The sequence below is a fragment of the Streptomyces sp. NPDC059695 genome (assembly GCF_042733785.1).
Lineage (GTDB): Bacteria > Actinomycetota > Actinomycetes > Streptomycetales > Streptomycetaceae > Streptomyces.
On the sequence record NZ_JBHWFF010000004.1, the window covers coordinates 145,137 to 165,908 of the forward strand.

The window sequence follows — 20,772 nt, forward strand, 5'->3', positions numbered from 1 at the left end:
GACCTCGCCGTTCTTCTTGGCGTCGATCGTCACCTTGGAGTCGATCGCCGCCGGGGCCGGGGGGCGGGCGGGGGCCGTCGGTCCGGCACCGTCCGGCGTCCCGGTCCCCGCGTCGCGCGCCGCCGTGCTCCGGGCGCCAGCGGGCACCCTTGTCGCGAACCGTTGACTGCCGTCACCAACACGATACGCTCGTCGGGCGACGGACGACCCCACCACGACAGGGGGACGGACTCATGGAGCTGACGCCCACGGCCCACCTCGACACGTTCGCCCGTGACGGACTGCCCCCGCCCGACCGGTGGCCCCGTCTCGTCTTCGACCTCCCCGAGCTCGACTACCCCGACCGGCTCAACTGCGGCACCGAACTCCTCGACCGCACGATCCAGCGGTTCGGCACCGACCGGCCCGCCTTCCACGACGGCGAGGGAACGGTCTGGAGCTACGGGGACCTGCGCGACCGGGTGGACCGCATCGCCCACGTCCTCACCACCGACCTGCGGGTGCGGCCCGGCAACCGGGTCCTCCTGCGCGGCCCCACCACCCCCTGGCTCGCCGCCTGCTGGCTCGCCGTGATGAAGGCCGGCGGCGTCGCCGTCACCGTCCTGGCCCAGCAGCGCGCCCCCGAGCTCGCCGTCATGGCCGAGGCGGCCCGGTGCAGCCACGCCCTCTGCGACGCCCACGTGCTCGACGAGCTCCTCGCGGCCCGGATACCCGGGCTACGGATCACCCCGTTCGGCGGTGACGGCCCCGACGACCTGCTGGCCCTCGCCGAGCGCAGGCCCGGCCGGTACGAGGCGGTGGCGACCGCCGCCGACGACGTGGCCCTGATCGCCTTCACCTCCGGCACGACCGGGCGGCCCAAGGGCTGCGTGCACTTCCACCGGGACGTCCTGGCCGTCGCCGACACCTTCTCCGCGCGCGTCCTGCGCCCGCTGCCCGACGACGTCTTCGCGGGCTCCCCGCCGCTCGCCTTCACCTTCGGGCTCGGCGGCCTCGTCGTCTTCCCCCTGCGGGCCGGGGCGAGCGCGGTGCTCCTGGAACAGGCCGGCCCGAAGCAGCTGCTCGCGGCGATCGAACGGCACCGGGTGTCGGTGCTCTTCACCGCCCCGACCGCCTACCGGGTCATGCTCGACGAGCTCGCCCAGGGCACCGCCCCGGAGGTCGCCTCGCTGCGCCGCTGCGTCTCGGCCGGCGAGAACCTGCCGGAGGCGACCTGGACGGCCTGGTACGCCCGGACGGGGCTGCGTCTGATCAACGGCATCGGGGCGACGGAACTGCTGCACATCTTCATCTCCGCCGCCGACGGCGACATCCGCCCCGGCACCACGGGGCGTCCGGTGCCCGGCTGGCAGGCCAGGATCGTCGACCGCGACGGCAACGGGGTCCCGGACGGCGAGGAGGGGCTGCTCGCGGTGCGCGGCCCGGTGGGCTGCCGCTATCTGGCCGACCCCCGCCAGGAGGAGTACGTACGGAACGGCTGGAACGTCACGGGCGACACGTACGTCCGGGAGCCCGACGGCTGGTTCCGCTACGTCTCGCGGGCCGACGACATGATCATCTCGGCCGGGTACAACATCGCCGGGCCCCAGGTCGAGGAGGTGCTCCTGGACCATCCGGACGTGGTCGAGACCGCGGTGGTGGGCCGCCCGGACGAGCTGCGCGGCCAGGTCGTCGTGGCGTACACGGTGGTACGGGACGGGGTGCCGCGCGACGCGGGCACCGCCGCGGCGCTGCGGGCCTTCGTCCGCGCCCGCATCGCCCCGTACAAGTCGCCCCGGGAGATCGTCTTCCTCGACGCGCTGCCGCGCACGGCGACGGGCAAGCTCCAGCGCTTCCGGCTGCGGGACCCGGCGGCACCGGGAGCCCCGGCGTGACCCGGCGTGACCCGGCGGGACGGTGCGGCCCGGCGTCCTGTCCGCACCACCCCCTAAAGTGATCACGTGGCCGAGCAGCACACTCCCCGATCCCTGATCGTCTCCCTCTACGGCGCGTACGGCCGTGCGCCCGACGAGTCGCCGGTGCCGGTGGCCGCGCTCATCCGGCTGCTCGGCGTGCTCGGTGTGGACGCGCCCTCGGTGCGTTCCTCGGTGTCGCGGCTGAAGCGGCGCGGGCTGCTGCTGCCGGGCCGGACGGCGGCCGGCGCCGCCGGGTACGCCCTCTCGGAGGACGCCCGGCGGCTGCTGGACGACGGCGACCGCCGGATCTACGCCCGTACGGAGCCGAAGCTCGCCGAGGGCTGGGTCCTGGCCGTCTTCTCGGTGCCCGAGGCCGAGCGCCACAAGCGGCACCTGCTGCGGTCCCGGCTCGCCCGGCTCGGCTTCGGCACGGCGGCGCCGGGCGTCTGGATCGCGCCCGCCCGGCTGTACGAGGAGACCCGCAACGCCCTGGAACGTCTGGAGCTCTCCCCGTACGTGGACCTGTTCCGCGGCGACCACCTGGGCTACACGGCGACGGCCGGGGCGGTGGCCCGCTGGTGGGACCTGCCGGCGATCGCCGGGCTCCACGAGGAGTTCCTCGCCGCCCACGAGCCGGTCCTGCGCGCCTGGCGGACGGCCCCGGCGGGCGCCGAGGACGCCTACCGGGACTATCTCCTCGCCCTGGACTCCTGGCGCCGGCTCCCCTACGCGGACCCGGTGCTCCCGGCGGAGCTCCTGCCGGACGACTGGCCTGGCCGCCGCTCCGCGGAGGTCTTCGCGGCCCTGCACGAACTGCTGCGGGACCGGGGCGCGGAGTACGTCGGCCCGTTCCTGGCGGGCGACTAGGCCGTCCGCTTCCGTACGGACAGGGCTCCGAGCAGGCAGACCAGGCCCGCCGTGCTCAGGACCGCGCGGACGATGTTCCACGCCACCCACGGGCCCTCGAAGGCCGCCCGGGCGGCGGCCGGGTCCTTCGCCGCCGCGAGGGCGTCGTTGAGGGGGACGTTCACCGCCGAGGTGACCACGAGGACCGCCATGCCGAGGACGAACCCGGCGAGCGTCCAGAGCCGCGCCCGGCCCGCCCGGTGCTGCCAGGCGGCGACCGCGGTGAGGATCGGCACCCCGAAGAACGGGGTGAAGAACACCGGGTTCTGGATCACGTCGTTGATGTTCCGCATGACCTCGACGTAGACCGTGTCGTCGCTGCGCGCCAGCGCCGGCATCACCGAGCAGACGTACGCGAACCACACCCCCGCGAGCAGTCCCGTCGCCACCGTCGCCGCGCCGAGGACCAGCCCGGCGCCCTTCTTCCCGCCCCTGTTCTCTGTCATGTCCTCATTCAAGGGCAGGAGGTGGTGCGGGAGACATGGTTCCGCGTCGCATCCGCATACGCGAGCGTCCACGGCCGTCGTGCGCGCGTCCACGGCTGTCGTGCGCGGGCGTCCGCAGGTCTCTCGGTCCGTCAGTCCCGGCGGCCGGTGGGCGGACGGCGGCTGCCCGCGCGGTACGGGGCGGGCCAGGGCGCGGCCGGGCCCCGGTAGTCCTGCTCGGCCGCCGCGTGCAGGGTCCAGTGCGGGTCGTAGAGGTGCGGGCGGGCGAGGGCGCAGAGGTCGGCGCGGCCCGCGAGGAGCAGGGAGTTGACGTCGTCCCAGGAGGAGATCGCGCCGACGGCGATCACCGGGACCCCGAGCTCGTTGCGGATGCGGTCGGCGTAGGGGGTCTGGTAGGAGCGGCCGTAGGCGGGCTCCTCGTCGGGGACGACCTGACCGGTGGAGACGTCGATCGCGTCGGCGCCGTGCCCGGCGAAGGCGCGGGCGATCGCGACGGCGTCCCCGGCGGTCGTCCCGCCCTCAGCCCAGTCGGTGGCGGAGATCCGGACGGTCATGGGCCGGTCGGCCGGCCAGGCCTCCCGGACCGCGTCGAAGACTTCGAGGGGGTAGCGCAGCCGGGCGGCGAGGTCGCCGCCGTAGGCGTCGGTGCGGTGGTTCGTGAGCGGGGAGAGGAAGCCGGAGAGGAGGTAGCCGTGGGCGCAGTGGAGTTCGAGCAGGTCGAAGCCGCTGCGGGCGGCGCGGCGGGCGGCGGCGGCGAACTGCTCGCGGACGGCGGTGAGTCCGGCCCGGTCGAGGGAGCCGGGTGTCTGGTTGACGCCGGTCCGGTACGGCAGGGGCGAGGCGGCGACGAGCGGCCAGTTGCCCGCGGGGAGCGGCTGGTCGATGCCCTCCCACATGCGGCGGGTGGAGCCCTTGCGGCCGGAGTGGCCGAGCTGGACGCCGAGCGCGGTGCCGGGGGCCGAGGTGTGGACGAAGTCGGCGATCCGGGTCCAGGCGGCGGCCTGTTCGTCGGTCCAGAGGCCGGTGCAGCCGGGGGTGATGCGGCCCTCGGGGCTGACGCAGACCATCTCGGTCATGACGAGTCCGGCGCCGCCGAGGGCGCGGGAGCCGAGGTGGACGAGGTGGAAGTCGCCGGGGACGCCGTCCTCGGCGACGTACAGGTCCATGGGTGAGACGACGACCCTGTTCCGGAGGGTCAGTCCGCGCAGCCGGAAGGGGGTGAACATCGGCGGGGTGCCGGGCGGGCAGCCGAAGTCCGCCTCGACGGCGGCGGTGAAGACCGGGTCGCGCAGCCTCAGGTTGGCGTGGGTGACGCGACGGCTGCGGGTGAGCAGGTCGAAGGCGAAGCGGCGGGGCGGCCGGTCGACGTGCCCGGCGAGCTCCTCGAACCAGCTCAGGCTGGCGGCGGCGGCGCGCTGGGTGGACTCGACGACGGGGCGGCGCTCGGTCTCGTACGCGGTGAGGGCCTCGTCGAGGGCGGGGTGGGCGGCGACGGCGGCGGCGAGGGCGACGGCGTCCTCGACGGCCAGTTTGGTGCCGGAGCCGATGGAGAAGTGCGCGGTGTGGGCGGCGTCGCCGAGGAGGACGGTGTTGCCGTGGGACCAGCGCGCGTTGGCGACGGTGCGGAAGGCGGTCCAGGAGGAGTTGTTCGAGCGGAGCTCCCGGCCGCCCAGCGCCTCGGCGAAGATCTTGGCGCAGCGGGCGGTGGATTCAGCCTCGTCGAGCTCGTGGAAGCCGGCGGCCCGCCAGACCTCCTCGCGCATCTCCACGATGACGGTGGAGGAGTCCGCGGAGAAGGGGTAGGCGTGCAGCTGCATCACGCCGTGTTCGGTCTCGGCGATCTCGAAGCGGAAGGCCTCGAAGGGGAAGTCGGCGGCGAGCCAGATGTAGCGGCAGCGGTGGGTGCCGATCCGGGGGCGGAAGTGCGCGGCATGGGTCTCGCGGGTGTGGCTGTGGACGCCGTCGGCGGCCACCACCAGGTCGTGGCCGGCGGCCAGGACGGCGGCGGGCGGGGCCTCGGTGCGGAAGCGGAGCCGTACGCCGAGCCCGGTGCAGCGGGCGTGCAGGATCTCCAGGAGACGGCGGCGGCCGAGGGCGGCGAAGCCGTGTCCGGTGGAGGTGGTGCGGTGGCCCCGGTGGACGACGTCGATGTCGTCCCAGCGGACCAGCTCACGGCGGAGCGCCTCGTACACGACGGGGTCCGCGTCCCGGATGCCGCCGAGGGTCTCGTCGGAGAGCACGACGCCGAAGCCGAAGGTGTCGGAGGGCGCGTTCCGCTCCCAGACGGTGATCTCGCGGGTGGGATCCTGCCGCTTCAGCAGCGCGGCCGCGTAGAGGCCGCCGGGGCCGCCGCCGACGACGGCGACGCTCCGGGGGCCGGGGCCGGGGCCCGGGCCTGCGGCCTGCCGTCCTTCCGGGCGCTCCCGGCCCTCCCGGCCCTCGTGCTCCGGGGCCGGGGCCGGGTCCGGGGCCGGGGCCGGGTCCGGGGGCATCAGCGGCCCTGCCATTTCGGGGCGCGTTTCTCGGTGAAGGCGGCGTGGAACTCGGCGTAGTCCTCGCCGTTCATCAGGAGCGCCTGGGTGGCCGCGTCGAGTTCGACGGCGGCGGCGAGGGGCATGTCGAGCTCGGCGGTGAGCAGGGCCTTGGTCTGGGCGAGGGCGAGGGCTGGCCCGTCGGCGAGGCGGCGGGCGAGGGCGGCGGCCCGCTCTCCCGCCGCGCCCTCCTCGGTGAGCTCGCTGAGGAGCCCGATGCGCTCGGCCTCGGCCGCGTGGACGGGCTCGCCGAGCATGAGGAGGCGGGTGGCGTGGCCGAGTCCGACGACCCGGGGCAGCAGATAGGCGGCGCCCATGTCGCCGCCGGAGAGGCCGACCCGGGTGAAGAGGAAGGAGAAGCGGGTGGTGGGGTCGGCGATCCGGAAGTCGGCGGCGAGCGCGAGGACGGCGCCGGCGCCGGCGGCGACGCCGTGGAGGGCGGCGACGACGGGGAAGGGGCACTCGCGCAGCGCGCGGACGACCTGGCCGGTCATCCGGTTGAAGTCGAGGAGCCGGGCGGTGTCGAGGGCGAGGGTGGCGCCGATGATCTCGTCGACGTCGCCGCCCGAGCAGAAGCCGCGTCCCTCGCCGCCGAGGACGAGGGCGCGGACGGCGCGCTCGCGGGAGAGCTCGGCGAGGAGGTCGCGCAGGTCGGCGTAGGCGCCGAAGGTGAGGGCGTTGAGCTTCGCGGGGCGGGCGAGGGTGACGGTGGCGACGCCCTGGTCGATCTCCAGGCGCAGGTGCTGCCAGCGTGACGTGCGGGGCGCGGAGCCGGTAAAGGGGCTCATCCGGGGGGCCTCCTTCCTCCGCATGGAGGGTATCACTCTCTCGTGACCGTCGTCACGAGTACGCGATAAAGGGAGTACGCCCGGACCCCACAAGGTCCCGGACCCCCGGTGACCGAGGTCCCCTCGGTCAGGGCGGGGGTGCCCTGGGAAAAGGATTTTGCACCTCGTAAGGTTGAAACCAGGACGTCTCGGGATGCCCCCACCCCACCCGCCCCACGCGAAGGGAGCCCGCCCCCCATGCCCGAAGACACCGGACCCGCGGCCGCCGGACCCGCGCTCTCCGGCCCCGGAACCGAACCGACCGGACTCGCCGAGTCCTGGCGCATCCGCCTGCCCCACACCACCGCCGCCGTGCCGATCGCCCGCGCCCTGATCCGTACCGCGCTCACCGACCTCGACGCGGGAGCCACCGGCCTCCCCGACAGCGACACGGCGGAGCTCCTGACCGCCGAGCTCGTCGCCAACGCCGTCGAGCACACCGCGGGCACGGGCCCCATCGAGCTGGTCGTCGAACTGCTCGCGGCACCCGGCGGGTGCCAGATCGAGGTCCACGACTCCCAGCCCGCGGGTCCCGGCGAGCTCCCCTGCCCGGACCCGGAGGTCGAGGTCGACCCGTGGCAGGAGCACGGCCGCGGCCTCCTGCTGATCCGCGCGCTCAGCAGCGACTGCGGTCACCGCCCCACCGCGCGCGGCAAGGCCGTCTGGTTCACGCTCCCGGGGATACCGACCCAGCGGCGCCACCTCGAGGCGATGTGATCCGCGAGGCCGTGCGGGGCTCCTCCTCATGGGCGGTACATGCGTGAGGGGGCCCGGGCAGCTTCGCCCGGACCCCCCGCACCGTGCGGTCGGTCGCCGCACTCCGCACCTTCGCCCCAGCGGGCGCGACGCTACGCCTGGGCGCTTCCCGCCAGGGTGGCGACGAGGACCGCCTTGATGGTGTGCATCCGGTTCTCGGCCTCGTCGAAGACGACCGAGTGCGCCGACTCGAAGACCTCGTCCGAGACCTCCAGCTCGGTCAGGCCGTGCCGGGCGTGGATGTCACGGCCGACGGCCGTGCCCAGGTCGTGGAAGGCGGGCAGGCAGTGCAGGAACTTGACGTCCGGGTTCCCGGTGGCGCGCAGCACGTCCATCGTCACGGAGTACGGGGCGAGGGCGGCGATCCGCTCGTCCCACACCTCCTTGGGCTCGCCCATGGAGACCCACACGTCGGTGACGACGAAGTCCGCGCCGGAGACGCCCTCGGCCACGTCCTCGGTGAGGGTGATCACGGCACCGCTCGTCTCGGCGAGCGCGCGGGCCGCGGCGACGACGTCCTCGGCCGGCCAGTAGGACTTCGGCGCGACGATCCGGACGTCCATGCCGAGCAGGGCGCCGGTGACCAGGTAGGAGTTGCCCATGTTGAAGCGGGCGTCGCCGAGGTAGGCGAAGGCGATCCCGTCGAGCGGCTTGTCCACGTGCTCGGTCATGGTGAGCACGTCGGCCAGCATCTGGGTGGGGTGCCAGTCGTCGGTGAGCCCGTTGAAGACGGGGACGCCCGCGAAGGCGGCGAGCTCCTCGACCGCGGCCTGGCTGTCGCCGCGGTACTCGATGCCGTCGAACATCCGGCCGAGGACACGGGCGGTGTCCTTGACGGACTCCTTGTGGCCGATCTGGGAGCCCGAGGGGTCCAGGTACGTGGTGGAGGCGCCCTGGTCGGCGGCGGCGACCTCGAAGGCGCAGCGGGTGCGGGTCGACGTCTTCTCGAAGATCAGGGCGATGTTCCGGCCGCGGAGCCGCTGCACCTCGGTGCCCGCCTTCTTGGCGGCCTTGAGCTCGGCGGCGAGCGCGATCAGCCCGCGGAACTCCTCGGCGGTGAAGTCCAGCTCCTTGAGGAAGTGGCGGCCGATGAGGTCTGTGGCCATGGGACGCGCTCCTGTGGGTACGGGTCGGGGGACGGCGGGGGGACTCCGACGATCGAACTCTGGAAGTGTATACGCACTTCAACATTTCTATACAGCCCCCCGGGGGTCGTGGGCCCCGGACCGGCCTCAGACGGCGTCCCGCTCCACCGGACAGCTCATGCAGCGCGGGCCGCCCCTCCCCCGGCCCAGTTCGCTGCCGGGGATCTCGATCACCTCGATGCCCTGCTTCCGCAGGTGCGTGTTCGTCGTGACGTTCCGCTCGTACGCGACGACCACCCCCGGCTCCACCGCCAGTACGTTGCACCCGTCGTCCCACTGCTCGCGCTCGGCCGCGTGCACGTCCTGGGTGGCCGTGAGCACCCGCACGTCCTGGAGCCCCAGGGCCGCGGCGATCGCGCTGTGCATCTGCTCCGGCGGATGGTCGGTCACCCGCAGGGGCTGTCCCGCGTCACCCGGTTCGATCGTGTACGAGCGGAGCATGCCGAGCCCCGCGTACTGCGTGAACGTGTCCTGGTCGACCATCGTCATCACCGTGTCCAGGTGCATGAACGCCCGCCGCTTCGGCATGTCCAGGGCGACGATCGTCCGCGCCGAACCGGCCGCGAACATCCCCCGGGCCAGCATCTCCACCGCCTGCGGCGTCGTCCGCTCGCTCATCCCGATCAGCACGGCGCCGTTGCCGATGACGAGCACGTCCCCGCCCTCGATCGTCGACGGATAGTCCCCCTGCCCCTCCGACCAGTGGTGGAAGGGACCCGCCTGAGCCCCCGTGAACAGCGGATGGTGCTTGTAGATCGCCTCGAAGTGCACGGTCTCGCGCTGCCGGGCCGGCCACCGCATGGCGTTGATGGAGACGCCGTCGTAGATCCAGGCCGAGGTGTCCCGGGTGAAGAGGTGGTTCGGCAGCGGACCGAGGAGGAAGTCGTCCAGGTCCATGGCGTGGAAGCGGACCGAGGTCGGCTCCCGGTGCGCCGCCAGGAACTCCCGCTTCGTCATCCCGCCGACGAGCGCCTCGCCGAGCGCGGCGGCGTCCAGCGAGTCGAACGCCGCGCGCAGGTGGTCGGTGGCGAGCGGCCCGTACTCCTTCTCGTCGAAGACCCGGTCGAGGACCAGCGCGCGGGCCGACGGGACCTCCAGGGACTCGCGCAGCAGATCCCCGAAGAGGTGCACCTCCACCCCCCGGTCGCGCAGCACGTCGGCGAAGCCGTCGTGCTCCTGCCGGGCCCGCCGCACCCACAGCACGTCGTCGAAGAGGAGGGCGTCCTTGTTCGTCGGGGTCAGCCGCTTCAGCTCCAGATCGGGCCGGTGCAGGATGACGCGGCGCAGCCGCCCGGTCTCGGAGTCGACATGGAATCCCATGCGCCCATCCTGACGGAGCCGGGCGGTCCTGGCCCGCCTTTCGGCAGGGGTCGTCCGGCCCCCGTCAGGGTCAGGTGATCCGCTGGACCACGGCGATCAGGACGATCAGGGCCACGAGCCCCCCGAGCAGCAGCCCGGCACGGCGCAGGAACCGGCGGGTGTAGCCGTTGCCGAAGTCGTCCGGGTCCGCGGGCGCCGGGCCCGTGGGCGCCGGGCCCGTGGACGCGGGGCGGTGCGCGGTCCGCGGCAGGCCGTACGCCTCCTTCAGGAGCGTGAGCCAGACCGAGTCCGGCAGCCCCGGGCGCTCCCCTTCGACGATCAGCCAGAAGGCCTCCCTGGCCGAAGGCTCCGGGCTCGTCCGGAGCCGCGAGAGCAGCTCGGCGAGCCGGCCGACCGGGGCGTCGCCGCCGCCGAGCAGCGGGCGGACCGCCCAGCGGTGCAGCGCGGCGGCGTTCGCCGCGCGCTGCTCCTCGGCCGGCTCGGAGGGGTCGTCCCGCGCGGCGGGCGGCGCGACCGCCCACAGCTCACGGTCGATGGCCACCTCGCAGAGCTCCCGGCGCAGCGGATGCTCCCAGGACGGCAGGCGCCGGGCGATCTCCCGCAGGAGGACGGTGACGACGGCGTACGCCTGGGGCCGGCGCAGCGCCTCGAGGAGCTCGCGGCTGCCGCCCCGCGCGACGAGCTCCCGGGCCTCCTCCACGCTGCGCACGGTCGGCAGCTTGTGCACGAGCGAGGTCTCGGCCTCGCGCTCCCGCCGCGCCCGCACCCGCCGCGAGCCCTTGGCGGGCCCGGTCCACTGCGGCCCGACGAGCGGCAGCACGGGCCGGGTGCAGGCCCCCACGACGGGCGGGGGCGGTGCTTCGGGGGTCGGCGGTACGGGCGGGGGCGGGGGCGGTGCTTCGGGAGTGGGCGGTACGGGTGCGGGCGACGACTCGGGAGTGGGCGGTACGGGCGGCTGCGGGGGCACGGGTGCCGGGGCGGTCCGGAGGGCCGGGGCGGGCCCGGTGTCTGTCCGGGGCGCCGGGGCGGGCCCGGTGTCCGGGCCGGAGCCGTGCCCGTACGGGGTGACGGGTCGCGCGGGCTCCCTCCGGTCCTCGCCCCGCGGGTCCGGAACGCCCTGGGGCCCGGGCCGGGGGGCGTCGCGGTACGTGGGGGCGGGGCCGTCGTCACGGGGGTCGGGGTCGTCGTACCAGGGGTCCGGGTCGTCCTGGCGGCGGCCGGGGTCCCGCGGGGCCCGTCCGAGGTCGTCCGCGGTGTCGTCGTACCAGGGGTCCGGGGCGTCCCGGTGCCGGTCGTCCGCGGTGTCGTCGTACCAGGGGTCCGGGGCATCCCGGTGCCGGGCCAGCGGGGGTTTCCCGTAGCCGCGGTCCGGGGCGTCCCGGTGGCCCGGGTCAGGGGTGTCCCGGGGCGGCCCCGGGACGCGGGGGGCCCGGTGTGCGGAGGGCTCGTGGCGCGGAGGCGGCGGCGTGGCCGGGCGGGGAGCCGCGGACAGGGTGTCCACGGCTCGGGCCGCCGTCTCCAGGAGGGTGCCGCGCCGCGCGGAGGCGGCGGCGTGGAGCGCGCTGCCGACCGCGTACTCGCCCCCCTCCGCCTCGGCGACCCCCCGGAGGTGGTGCCGGACGAGCAGCGTGGCGACGTCCTCCGCCCGGTCGCCGCACCGCTCGCGCGGGTCGACGCGGCGGCGCTCGGTGTTGCGGCTCGCGGCGCCGGACCAGCGGCCGACGAACGCGAAGCGGAGCGCGGGCAGTTCGACGGTGTCGTGGGTGGCGAAGGTCCAGCGCCGGTCGATGAGCGCCCCGAACATGCTGTGCAGGCCCCACAGCACGGAGCAGGCCGTGTCGCCGCGTTCGTCCAGGACGGTGAACCGGTCGTCGGGGTGCCGGAGCAACTCGGCGACGGTCCCGACGAGTTCCTCCGCCGCGTACGACAGGGTCCCGTCGAGCTCCCCCTGTCCGCGGCCCGTCGCCGGGACGAGGAGCGCCTCCGGCACCACGGGGAGGCGCCCGCGCACCTCGGCGAGGTGCACGGCGTCGGCACCCCGCCAGGTCCAGGCGTGGAGCCCGAGGCAGACGGCGGGGTCGAGGAGGGCGGGCGAGCCGACGAGGGCGTGGCAGAGCACGGAGGTCCCGCCGTCGGCCTCCGTGAACGGGAGGCGCCGGATGAGGACGACGCCCGCGCGCTTGTGGAGCCGGATCAGGGCCGGCCGGGTCTCGTCCCCGCTGGCCCGCAGGACGGGCCCGGAGATCCGGAAGAGGTTCTCGGCCTCGTCGCGGGGGCCGGACCAGGCGACCGGGCCGAATCCGGTGTTGCCGGTGAGGTTCTCGCTGTCCCAGCGGAAGACGATCTGGTCGGCCTCGTTCTCCGTCCGCGTCATCGGACGATCCCCTCCGTAGGTTCCGCTCCGGGCAGCAGCCCGCACGTGGCGAAGAGCGACAGCAGTGGCCCGAGGACCCGGCGCGGCCGGGCCCCGTGCGGAAATCGGTCGCCGCGCGCCTGCCCGCCGGTCGCGGCGACGAAGTGCAGGGTGCAGTCGGCGCAGTCGTCGAAGGGCTTGAGCCAGGCGGCGCCGGCGTGGTGGGCGAGGAAGGCGTACGCGTCCCTGCTCTCGTCCCGGAGCGCGGCGGGGTCGTGGCGGCCGGGCAGCGCGCGGCCGAGCCAGCGGTCGACGACCGGCTCGAAGCGGACGAGGTCGCTCTTGTTGACGGCGAGCGCGGCGGGCGCGGCGATCAGGCCGCCGCGCTGCCGGGGGATGCGGTTGAGCACGGTGCTGAAGGCCTCGTCGCCGAGTTCGCGCCGCCGCAGTCCGCTCTGCTCGCGTACCGGATCGAGGCCGGGCAGCCCCAGGGCGCGCAACGGGTCCACGACGAACACGAACGCATCGACGCCCATGAGGAAGCGGCCGACCTCGCCGTCCTGCGCGAGGTCCTCGCCCGCGAGGTCGAAGAAGACGACGGGGCGCGGCTGGGCGGCGCCCGCCTGGACGAGCAGGCCGTCGGCGAACCGTGCGAAGGTCTGCTGTCCGGTGCGGCCCAGCTGCCGCCCGTCCTTGAGGCTCTGGACCCGCTCCCGCAGATAGGTGCGGTGCGCTTCGGGGTTGAGCGGCCGGCACTTGAGTCCGTACGGTTCGAGGCCGCCGAGTTCGACCTCGCCGAGCATGGCGGCGAGGAGGTGGGTCTTGCCGACGGACGAGCTGCCGACGAGGGCGACGGAGAGCGGCTCGCCGTTGGTGAGGTAGGGGACGGGCAGTTCGTGTTCCTCGTCGCCGTCCACCGTGTGCGGGCACAGGTGGTAGGCCTTGCGCAGGGCGTCCGCGACATGGCCGGGGCGGCGTTCGGCACTGAGGTCGAGCGGGATCCGGTTGCCCTTCGTGTCGATGGTGACGAGCAGCCGCTCGTCGTACTCGACGGGGAGCAGGCAGTGCGGGCACATCCGGCTCCGCGCGGGCGGGGACGGCACCGGCTCGGGGGGCACGGGCGGGACGGGACGGAAGGTGTCGCCCCCGCCGCCGAAGATCCGGTCGCGCAGGCGCGTCGGCCGCGGGGCGGGCGGGGGCGGGGACTCCGCCTCCCGGTGGGGTCCGGCGCCGGGCGGGGCGCCGCCGGACGCCGCGCGCTTCCTGGCGATCTGCTGGTCGTAGGCGGTGCGCCAGCGGTCGAGCGGGTCGGCCGCCCCGACGGCGGTGGCGAGGGGGTCGGGGACGTGCAGGAGCCGCATGAGCGCGGCCGGGTGCGGCCGGTCCGCCGCGCGGGCGGCGAAGAGTCCGCTCTGTCCGAGGGCGGCCAGCCGCCGGTAGTCGGCCAGGTCGGCGGGGGGTCCGTCGCCCCGGTCGGGGCGTCCGGCGATGAGGTAGTAGGCGAGCTCGGCGACGGACCACAGGTCGTCGCGCGGATCGGCCGCACCGTGGCCGGCGCGCTGTTCGGGCGAGGCCCAGGGGGCGCCGCCGAAGGGCTCGCGGACCTCCCCGGCGCGCAGGGCGGCGTACGGTTCGCAGAGCCGGACCCGGGCGCCGTCCCACCGTACGGTGTCGGGTGCGATGGCCCGGTGCACGAGATCGGCCTCGGCCAGCAGCCGTACGGCCATGGCGAGTTGGCCGGTGACGCGTTCCTGGTCCTCGGCGCCGAGCCTGCCCGCCCACTCGGTCAGCGGGCGGCCCGCCGGCGGCCGGTACAGCACGAAGGGCTCGGCGGCGGTCAGGTCGAAGCCGACGATCCGGGCGAAGACCGCGCCGAACTTCGCTCCGCCGTAGCGCCGTTCGAGGGCGACGGCGGCCTCCACCTCCCGCTCCAGGAGGCCGTACGCGTGCGGGTCGCCCTGCGCGGACGTCGCCAGCCGGTACTGCAGGACGTGCGCGCCCTCCCCCAGGGTCGCCCGGCGCGCGAGCACACCGGGGCGGCCGGCCGGCCGGTGGTCCTCGCCGTACCGGACGGCGAACCGGACCGGATCCCCCCGGTGCGTGAGGAACTCCAGCTCCTGGTAGTACGGATGGGACGGCCGGACCGGCTCGCGCAGGTGGTCGGGGTGGTCCGGTCCGATCGGCCGGCTCGCGTCGCCCGGCCGGTTCGGATCCGCCGGGCCGTCCGGGTCGCCCTGCGGGCCCGGGGCGTTCGGGTGGTTCGGGTCGGTCACCGTTCTCCCGCCTCCTCGGCGCGGACGGTGTGCACGACGTCCGCGCGCAGCGGTACGAGACGGAGGATGCCGGCGTGCCGTCCCGCGCCGGTCCACACCACGTCCTCGGCGGTGCCCCGCCAGATGTCGTCCCCGGCGGCCCCGCGCCGCATGGCCTCGGGCACGAACCGGACCTGCCGGGCGGCGAGCGGATCGTGGGAGAGCAGCCGCAGGTGCTCGGGGCCGCACAGCGCGACCGTCCGGCCGGGGTCGTCCTCCGCGAGCAGCAGCCGGGCGACCGCGTCGGCGGCGACCCCGGTGAGGCGGGCCGCGTCGGGCCGGACGGAGCGGTCCGTGAAGGCCGCGAGGGAGGTGAGCGCCTCGGGGTCGCCGAGGCCCTCGTAGCGGGGCGGCGGCGAGGCGGCCACGTCCCGCTCCAGCCGGAGCCGGGTCTCGTCGAGGAGCTCCGTGAGGCGCCGCTCGTGACCGGCCCGGGCGAGGGCTTCGGGATCGCGTTCGATGCCCGCCCAGCAGCGGTCGAGGATCAGGACGGTGCCGGCGACCAGGTCACCGACGAGGGTGTCGACCAGGGCCGGACCCCCGTCGCCGTACCGCCGCTCCAGCCAGCCGGGCGCGGGCACGGACACGCGCGGCGGTCCGTCGGCGGAGGGCGGAGCCGGGGGCGGCGCGTGCCCGGCGGCCCCGGGCGCCGGGGATCCCCCGCCGGTGCCGGGCCAGGGCTCGTCCGCCGGGCCGTCCGCCCAGGTGTCCCCGCCGTCGCCCCAGGTGTCGGCGGCGTCGCCCCAGTCGTCCGGGCCGTCCGTGTCGTCCGCGTCGTCCCTCCAGTCCTCCCAGCTCCAGGACGCCGCACCGGTCTTGCCGGCCGGTGGCGGCCCGGCCTCCGGGCGGCCGGCCTTCGACGCCGTCTGCGGCCGCCCGTGTCCGTCGGCGGTGTCCGCGAGGTCCCGGAGCAGCCCGGCCACGGCTCCGGCCCCGGCCGAGCAGTGGTGCCGCACCTCGGCGAAGAGCCAGTCGTGCACGGCGGTCGTGACCACCAGGTCCTGGACCTCTCCCAGGATCCGCCAGGCCTCCTCGGGGTCGGCGAGCGCCCACCAGTCGTCCACGGCCCGGCTCCAGTCGCGCAGCGCGAGCAGGACGACGGCCGCCGCGGACACGGCCGCCGCCACCGCGCCCGCCCAGACGGGCAGGCCCAGGAACTGGCCGAGTCCCGCCCCGACGAGACCGCCGAGGAGCCCGCCGAAGAGCCGGGGGGCGGCGCCCGTCGCCCCGCCGCCGTCGATCCGCCCGTCGGGCGAGCGGTTGGGCCTGCGCCGCAGCATCAGATGGGCGAGGCCGGCGGCGAGGACGCCGACGGCCGGACCGAGGACCCAGCCGAGCAGCGGCCAGAGGCCCGCGAGCAGCGCCAGGAGCCCGGTCACGGCGAAGGCCACCGGACGGGACCCGCCGGCGGTGAAGGGGTACCGGGCGGCGAGCCTCCGCAGCCGCTCGGGTCCGCAGATCGCGTCGAGCCGGGCGAGCCGGGCCGCGCTGCCGACGGGTGCGGTGCGGGCGGACAGCGCGGACAGCCGCGCCGCCACCGACCGCAGCGGCAGCCCCTTGCCGATCAGGTCGTGGGTCAGGTCGCGCAGCGCCGGGACGATCCCGGCCCGGGAGATCTCCCGGGGCAGCTCGGGGAGTTCGACCCCCCGGTCGCGCAGCATCCCCCGGTGCTCGGCGGTGAGCCGGGTGCCGCCCGCCGCGCCGAACGCGTCCGCGACGGCCGTACGGAACCGCTCCAGCTCGACCGTCACCCGCTCGACGTCCGCCGGCAGGTCGACGTCCCGGCCCGCCCCGGTGAGCAGACCGGCCGGGCCCCGGACCCGCTGGTAGCCGTCGACGGCCTCGCCGACCGCCTCGTCGCACGCGGCGAGACCGGCCCCCGCCCGGCCGTGCGGAGGCAGCCACCGGTGCCCGGACAGGGAGCGCGGGACCCCCTCGTCGAGGAGGAGCGCGAGCGCTCCCGGCACCTGGTCGGCGGAGACGTTCCCGGCCGGCACCTCGGGTCCCGCCAGGCCCTCCACGGCCTGCCGCCAGGCGCGCGCCCTGGCCTCGTCGGTGAGGTCGTGCTCCAGGACCCGCACGGCGGGCACCGCGACGCCGTGCACCACCCCTCCCAGGGCGCGCAGGACGGCGTCGAAGACCTCGGGCGTCGACAGGACGTCGACGAGCGGGCGCAGCACGGCCTCGCCCGGGACGCCGTCCTCCGTGGAGTCGAAGAGCCACAGGACGCCGGCGGCGGGCGGGCGGAGCGTGAGGGAGCGGCTCAGGGTCCGCTCGCCCCGGGCGCCGACGGCCAGGCAGACGACGTGCGCGGGCCCGTAGGAGGAGAGGCGCTCGTACAGCAGTTGGTGGGCCACCAGTCGGTCGGCGTCGTCGACGACGAGGAACCGCCGCTCGCCGCCGGGCTGCGGGACCTCCAGGGCGGCGCGGACGTCGGCGTCCGGGTCGCGCGCCGCGTCCGGCCGCAGGTCGATGCAGACGGCGTGGCCCGGCAGGGGGCGTTCGGGCAGCACGGGAAGGACGTGTGGGCTCACTCCGCCTCACCGGCCCGGTCGCGGCGGTGCGGCGCGTCGTCGTGCCCGAGGTCCGGGTGCGGGTCGTCCTCGTCGTCGGGCCCGAAGTCCGGCTCGGGATCCAGCTCCCAGTCGCCCTCGTAGACGGACGGGGCGCGGGCGGCGGACCGGTTCGCGTACGCGGACCGCGGATCGCGCGGACGTCCGTCGTCCCGTCCGGCGCCGTCGTCGTCGTACGGGGAGCGGGACCCGTCCTCGTCGTACCGGCCGGGGTCGTCGTACCGCGGTCGGGGCTCGTAGGGAGCTCCGTCGTCGTGCCGCGGACGGGGCTTGCGCGGGGCGCCGTCGTCGTACCGCGGGCGGGGCTCGTACGGGGCTCCGTCGTCGTACCGCGGGCGAGGGCCGTACGGGGCTCCGTCGCCGTTCCGCGACGGGGACGGCGCGGGCCCGGCTCCGTCGTCGCGCCGGGGCCGCGACGCGTACCCGGCGCCCTCCTCATACCGCGCGCCCTCCTCGTACCGCGCGCCCTCCTCGTACCCGGTGCGCGGGCGAGGTTCCCGGCGGGCCCGGGGTACGGGGCCCTGCTCCCGGCCCCGGGGGCGTCCCGGGGTCCGGCCCTCGTCGGGGCCCCGGTCCTGGCGCGGGGCGTGGCGGTCGTAGAGGGCGCGGAGGCTCGCGCGGGTCGGGCGGGCGGCGCTCGGGAAGCGCATGTCGAGGGCCCCCGGGTAGGTGACCTCCCAGAAGTGGCGGAGCGGCGCGAGCCATTCGCTGTCCGCCTCGCCGTGGTCGGCCGCGATCTCGTCGATCAGGGCGAGCTGCCGCGGGGCGACGTTCTCGACGAAGTGGGTGAAGAGCTGCGACGGCGGCGCCGGGACCTGGGCGAGGCCCTTGGGCAGCGTGCGCATGAGCCGCTCGCAGAACTGCTCGATGATCTGGCCCTCGTCGAGCAGCGCCCACCGTTCGTACGCGCGCAGCAGCCCCGCCCAGCTGGAGAGCGAGCCGTCGAAGCCCTCCAGGCGCAGCGACATGGTCGCCGACTCGCCCTCCTGGAGGCGGATCCGGACGAGGTGAGGGGAGTCGGCGGGTCCCTCGGCGGCGATGTGGCCGTTCCACAGGGCGCAGAGCAGCCGGTGGAGGATGCGCTGCCGGTCGGCCTCGGTGGAGACGAGCCAGTCGTCCTGGTAGCCGAGCCGCTGGCGCCAGTGCAGGAAGTCGCCCTCGCCACCGGAGTCGCGGGCCTCGGACCAGAGGCTGAGGACGTTGCGGACCTCGGAGATGTCGGTGAGGTTCATGCCGCTGCGGAAGAAGACGACGGTGATGGAGTCGGTGTCGACGGCCCGGCACTCGGGAACCACCCGCGAGGGCAGGTTCAGCTCCTGGGCGAGGAAGCCGGCGGCCCGGCCGTCGGACTCGCTCGCCGGGTGCACGATGAGGATCTTGAGCGGGCCGCTGCCGTCCGGGATGAAGCCCACCGGGAGGAGTCCGGCGAGCCGGGAGCGGAACTGGTCGAGCCAGCGCGGGTCGACCTTCGCCTCGGCGGTCTCGTCGCCCGCGGCGGCCCGCAGCAGCAGCTCCATGGAGGGCAGCAGGGGGCGGGCGAAGACGTCCTCGTTGGCCTCCCCGAAGAGCCGCTTGACCCGCCGCTCGACGACCTGCTTGATCTCCTTCACGGCCGCCCCGGAGGAGCGGCGGACGGCGTCGAGGGCGCGCCGCCAGTCGTCGGGCCCGACCAGCCGGTCGAGGAGCGTCGCGGCGTCGGTGGTCTCGGGGAGGCCCTCGCTCTGGGCGAGGCGGTCGACGACGTCGTCGTAGAAGGCGCGCAGGGTGTTCTGCGGGGGCAGCAGGTAGGCGATGCCCGCGCGGTCGTCCCGGTACAGCTCGCGGCGGCTGTCCGCGAAGGACTTCGCCTCGTCCTGCTCGTGGGCGCGGAGCACCTTGGCGAGTTCGGCGACCTCGGCGGTGACGCGGTTGAGGGAGCGCCGCCACTGGTTCTCGCCCGCCTGCCAGCCGCGGTGCCAGAGGACCCGCGCCCGCCACTGGTACCAGGCCTGCTGGGCGGCGAGCGTGTCCTGGACGTCGGGGTCGGTCCACCGGGCGGGCACGACCCCGCCGACGCTGCGCTTGATGTGGGGGATGTTGGGGGCGTTGGTCTGGACGTTCGGGGGCCGCTCGGGGTCGTTGCGCCGGTTGTCGAGCATGCCGGTGAAGCCCTCCCTGGCCACCCGGTCGGGGTGTCCCGGAAGGCCGCCGAGGACGGTCTCCAGCTGGAACGGGCCGATGGTGCCGAGGAGTTCGCGGACACCCGAGCCCGGCTTGAAGTCCTCGGTGAGGCGCGGGATCTCGCGGGCGAGGTGGACGTCGAGCCGCTGGAGGGACTCCTCCATGTCGTTGAGCCGCTGCCTCAGTTCCTGGGTGATGTCCCGGCTCCCCCGGGGCAGTTGCTCGGGCAGCGGTACGTCCGGTGCCTCACGGCTCCACAGGCGGCCGATGCCGGAGCGGGTGAACAGGTCCCGGACCATGTCCTGGCCGTCCCGGGCGGGCCGCCGGGCCCGTTCGGACATGCCGCGGACGGCCTGGGCGAGGAGCCGGGCGGCGACGATCTCGGCGAGGTCGTCGATGGGCACGGTGAGGGAGGCCGCGAGGCTGGTGGACATGCCGCGGTAGCCGATGCCGGTACGGGCCGGGGTCGAGCGCTCCACGGCCTTGTTGATGAAGCTGGCGGCGAAGGACTGGTAGTCGTCCTCCGCGCGGTTCACCGCGTTGCTGTCCTCGCCGAGTTCGGTGCCGATCAGCGACATCACCATGGCGGTGATGGAGCGGCGGAGGTCCTCGGAGCCGATGACGGCCGGCTTGGAGAAGAGGAAGGCGGTCTGCATGGTGGCGGGACGCAGGGCGACGACGCCCGCCCCGGGGTAGGTGACGCTGAGCCGGCCGCGTTCCTCGACGTCGCCGACGGTGTCGAGGGCGTCGGGCACGTTCTGGTCGTCGACGAGCCGGGAGAGGTCCACGAGGGCGCGGGCGGCGTTGAGTTCGGACTCGCGTCCGCCGCCCGCCTCCGGCGGGAAGGCGGAGGGCATGACGACGAGGGGGTAGATCTTCACGCCGGGCACGTTGGCGTTGCGGAACTCGTGCCCGATGAGGTGGATGAAGTCGTAGAAGATGCCGGCGCCGGTGCCGCCGGCGACGGAGAAGGCGACGAAGACGTCGCATCCCCGGATGCGCCCGCCGCCGACCCGTCGGAGGTCGCCGGCCGCCTGCCCGATGGCGCCGATCGCCTCGCGGAGCTGCCGGAGGACGGGGTCGAGGCCGGAGCGCACGGTCGCGAAGAGCGCGGAGCGTCCGACGGTCGGCAGCTGCCCGGCACCGCTGTTGAGGGGGGCGACGCGCGGCTGGCGGGCCTGCGGCGGCAGCCAGGACCGGGTCTCCTCGTGGAGGGAGACCCGCAGCATGCGGGCCACCTCGGGCGAGGAGTCGAAGTCGGTGGGCAGCAGGTCGCGGACGATGCGGGAGGTACGGCCGAAGGCGGCGCCCTCGGCGCCCTTGGCCCGGAACTGGGGGTAGCCGAGCAGTTCGCCCTCGCTGAAGTCGGCGTAGACGAACTGGAGGCAGTCGGGCAGCTGGAAGGGCAGCCGGCGGCCGCCGTCGACGAGGTCGGTGCCGTCGGGTCCGCACAGCTCCCGGCGCAGTTGCCGTTCCAGTTCGCTGCCGATCTTTCCGCCGGTGCCGCCGAGCCCGACGAAGAGCATGGGCTGGTAGATCTTCATGGCG

Annotated in this window: 12 protein-coding genes; 3 read left to right on the forward strand and 9 right to left on the reverse strand. The window is 75.3% G+C overall.

The window, feature by feature from the left end; all coding sequences use genetic code 11:
* Positions 1-233 precede the first annotated feature (233 nt).
* A complete protein-coding gene (locus ACFV2S_RS07370; RefSeq protein WP_385555096.1) occupies positions 234-1,874 on the forward strand; it encodes an AMP-binding protein in 1,641 nt (546 codons plus the stop codon).
* A 66-nt stretch (positions 1,875-1,940) separates the two neighbouring features.
* Complete coding sequence (locus ACFV2S_RS07375) at positions 1,941-2,762, forward strand: PaaX family transcriptional regulator C-terminal domain-containing protein (RefSeq protein ID WP_385555098.1); 822 nt, start codon at positions 1,941-1,943, stop codon at positions 2,760-2,762.
* Here the strand turns inward: ACFV2S_RS07375 and ACFV2S_RS07380 are convergent.
* The 3 genes from ACFV2S_RS07380 to ACFV2S_RS07390 form a co-directional block, all read right to left on the reverse strand.
* On the reverse strand, positions 2,759-3,247 hold the full coding sequence (locus tag ACFV2S_RS07380) for a DUF1772 domain-containing protein (protein WP_385555100.1): 489 nt from the start codon (positions 3,245-3,247) through the stop codon (positions 2,759-2,761). The genes ACFV2S_RS07375 and ACFV2S_RS07380 overlap by 4 nt on opposite strands.
* A 131-nt stretch (positions 3,248-3,378) precedes the next feature.
* Entirely contained in the window at positions 3,379-5,754 is a 2,376-nt protein-coding gene (locus ACFV2S_RS07385; protein ID WP_385555102.1) for a bifunctional salicylyl-CoA 5-hydroxylase/oxidoreductase, read from the reverse strand.
* Positions 5,739-6,566, reverse strand: coding sequence for an enoyl-CoA hydratase family protein (locus tag ACFV2S_RS07390; protein ID WP_383790893.1), 828 nt, complete (start codon positions 6,564-6,566; stop codon positions 5,739-5,741). The genes ACFV2S_RS07385 and ACFV2S_RS07390 overlap by 16 nt, the downstream gene beginning before the upstream one ends.
* Before the next feature lie 237 nt (positions 6,567-6,803).
* On the opposite strand from ACFV2S_RS07390, the gene ACFV2S_RS07395 reads away from it, so the two are divergent.
* Positions 6,804-7,322 carry an ATP-binding protein gene (locus ACFV2S_RS07395; RefSeq protein WP_385555104.1) on the forward strand — a complete coding sequence of 173 codons (519 nt, stop codon included), beginning with the start codon at positions 6,804-6,806 and terminating at the stop codon, positions 7,320-7,322.
* Positions 7,323-7,453: 131 nt separating this feature from the next.
* On the opposite strand, the gene argF is transcribed toward ACFV2S_RS07395, so the two are convergent.
* The 6 genes from argF to ACFV2S_RS07425 all read right to left on the reverse strand — a co-directional run bounded on the left by argF (position 7,454) and on the right by ACFV2S_RS07425 (position 20,768).
* A complete protein-coding gene (gene argF, locus ACFV2S_RS07400) occupies positions 7,454-8,467 on the reverse strand; it encodes an ornithine carbamoyltransferase (protein WP_385555106.1) in 1,014 nt (337 codons plus the stop codon).
* Positions 8,468-8,593: 126 nt separating this feature from the next.
* A complete protein-coding gene (locus ACFV2S_RS07405) occupies positions 8,594-9,826 on the reverse strand; it encodes an arginine deiminase (protein ID WP_385555108.1) in 1,233 nt (410 codons plus the stop codon).
* A 70-nt stretch (positions 9,827-9,896) separates the two neighbouring features.
* Entirely contained in the window at positions 9,897-12,200 is a 2,304-nt protein-coding gene (locus tag ACFV2S_RS07410) for a hypothetical protein (protein WP_385555110.1), read from the reverse strand.
* Entirely contained in the window at positions 12,197-14,452 is a 2,256-nt protein-coding gene (locus ACFV2S_RS07415; protein WP_385555112.1) for a hypothetical protein, read from the reverse strand. The genes ACFV2S_RS07410 and ACFV2S_RS07415 overlap by 4 nt, the downstream gene beginning before the upstream one ends.
* A complete protein-coding gene (locus tag ACFV2S_RS07420; RefSeq protein WP_385555113.1) occupies positions 14,449-17,025 on the reverse strand; it encodes a hypothetical protein in 2,577 nt (858 codons plus the stop codon). Before ACFV2S_RS07420 ends, ACFV2S_RS07415 begins: the two co-directional genes overlap by 4 nt.
* The gene (locus tag ACFV2S_RS07425; RefSeq protein ID WP_385555115.1) at positions 17,022-20,768 is read right to left on the reverse strand and encodes a tubulin-like doman-containing protein; all 3,747 of its coding nucleotides are present in this window, start codon (positions 20,766-20,768) and stop codon (positions 17,022-17,024) included. Before ACFV2S_RS07425 ends, ACFV2S_RS07420 begins: the two co-directional genes overlap by 4 nt.
* Positions 20,769-20,772 lie beyond the last annotated feature (4 nt).